The organism is Desulfocucumis palustris, from assembly GCF_002933875.1.
Lineage (GTDB): Bacteria > Bacillota > Desulfotomaculia > Desulfotomaculales > Desulfocucumaceae > Desulfocucumis > Desulfocucumis palustris.
Window position 1 is genome coordinate 1 of the sequence record NZ_BFAV01000083.1, and the last position, 1,354, is coordinate 1,354.

Annotated in this window: 2 protein-coding genes; both read right to left on the reverse strand. The window is 37.9% G+C overall.

Annotated features, from left to right (window positions below; genetic code table 11):
* Positions 1–250: 250 nt before the first annotated feature.
* Entirely contained in the window at positions 251–589 is a 339-nt protein-coding gene (locus tag DCCM_RS06775) for a DUF3969 family protein (protein ID WP_104371678.1), read from the reverse strand.
* A 14-nt stretch (positions 590–603) separates the two neighbouring features.
* On the reverse strand, positions 604–1,354 hold a 751-nt coding region (locus DCCM_RS06780; RefSeq protein WP_231702683.1), incomplete at its 5' end, for an RHS repeat-associated core domain-containing protein.

A 1,354-nucleotide genomic window follows, 5' to 3' on the forward strand; every position in this document is an offset into this window, starting at 1 on the left:
CTCTTACTCCGTCCTCGGATGTTTCTATGGTTTTTTCGGACAAACGGTCCGCGGTGTTGTAGGTGAAGGTGCCGTTTTCATGATGGCCTCCGCTTTAGTCCTAAAAATTTTTAGCTAATCATAACATTAGACTGCAATAAATAAAGTTTAGCCCAACACAAAATTCTACAACTAATCATAACATCGGAACCGTCCCCATGTTAGTCCTGTTACATGTTATTCCTGTTATTCCTCTATTTTGTGTACTTTGTTATTTTTTTATTAGCTTCTCAGTAGGAAGGTTAGGAGCAGTGAGTGATTCTAATATATTCATAGTTTCCTCCTTAAGCCTATGAATAGCACTACGCAATTTTTGAGGAAATAAGCTTTCAACATCCTCAAGTTCGCATCCTTGTCTAATAACTTCAATTACCTTATTATTTAAGCCCAGTTTTTCTAAATAATCAACAGTATATGGATTAAATAAGTATCCTTCAGCCTCGTCAATTTTTATAGATCCTTTTTCTAGTGCAGTTAACATACCTAACTCTAGTATAGTAAGAATCCGTTCTATTTCATTTTTTTTCGAGACACTAATTTTTAATTCCATTTCTCTTACCTCTTTTAATTATTACTCCATCCAGACTTAACTTTTACATCAAACACTTTCCCAGAAGGGCTTTCAAAATAATGAATTGTTATTTTTTTGTCGTTTTTATCATAGCCGTCTTTATAAACTTTTTTCCACTGTCCAGACTCTATTTCCCTTAGTTCTTCTAGAACATCTTTGTTTTTAATATTAGCTTTCACAGTTCCATTTTGTATACCCTTAAAACCTTGAGGATATTTCGGTGCTTTTTTAATGGAATCATAAACATTTTTAATTTCACCTGAACCAGAACTTATCCTCTCTATTAAAGGACCCCCACGCTTAACTAATTCCTTTTCACCCTTACGAGCTACCGTTCCAAATCCTCCAAGTAGGGTTGGTCCACTATAGTCAAGGGCATCTCTAACAAAGTCCAAAATACCAGTAGCTTCCATGTCATTGCTAAATTGTGACAGCTTTTTTCTTTGATTTTCTTGGTATTGTGGAATCATTAAGTATCTATGCCCTGTCGGGTCCACATAGTTCACCGGATTGTTGTTGCAATAAGTATAAAGATTCTGCGTCCAGGGCTCGTAGATATTGCCCCGGTAGGTGTCATTGGTGATAAACCTCCCTATCTCGGGGTTATAATACCTGGCTCCCATCTGGTATAGCCCGGGGCCGGAGAAATAGGGGGCGCCGGTGAAGGTGAACCTTGTTTCGTCACTGTCGCTGTCGCCTTCGCTGGTGTAGGTGCCGAATTCCTGGTATTCGTACATTTTTACT

What these genes read in the sequence shown, in the direction of transcription:
- DCCM_RS06775 (WP_104371678.1), bottom strand. Translation starts at nt 589, where the DNA reads ATGGAATTAAAAATTAGTGTCTCGAAAAAAAATGAAATAGAACGGATT.